Annotated in this window: 1 protein-coding gene; it reads right to left on the bottom strand. The window is 47.2% G+C overall.

Features of this window, described 5'->3' with window-relative positions:
* The coding region (locus DW182_RS21675; RefSeq protein ID WP_233564205.1) for a PD-(D/E)XK nuclease domain-containing protein at positions 1 to 324 on the bottom strand (324 nt) is incomplete at both ends.

A 324-nucleotide genomic window follows, 5' to 3' on the forward strand; every position in this document is an offset into this window, starting at 1 on the left:
TGCTCTGCCGCATCACGCTTCAGTAAAGCAATATCAGCATCAGAAGCATCAGGGCGGGCATATTTCACCTCTACAATATAGCTGTAGGCAATATCCGACTGGTGCAGCAGGTCAGGCATCATGTAGAAGTCGGCATAACCTTTGGAAGACTCGTGTTCGGGGAGAATGACATATCCTTGCGTCAACCCCAGATAAGCCAGAAGGAAACCTTTAATATGTGCTTCCCCGTCAATGAACTCACGGATGGTGCTCTGATGCTTCAACACTCCGATGAAACGGGTTTTGTTCACATAATAATAGTTCTTTCGCATCAGGAGGGAGAAG

Source organism: Bacteroides sp. AM16-24 (genome assembly GCF_003471885.1).
In the GTDB taxonomy this organism is placed as follows: domain Bacteria; phylum Bacteroidota; class Bacteroidia; order Bacteroidales; family Bacteroidaceae; genus Bacteroides.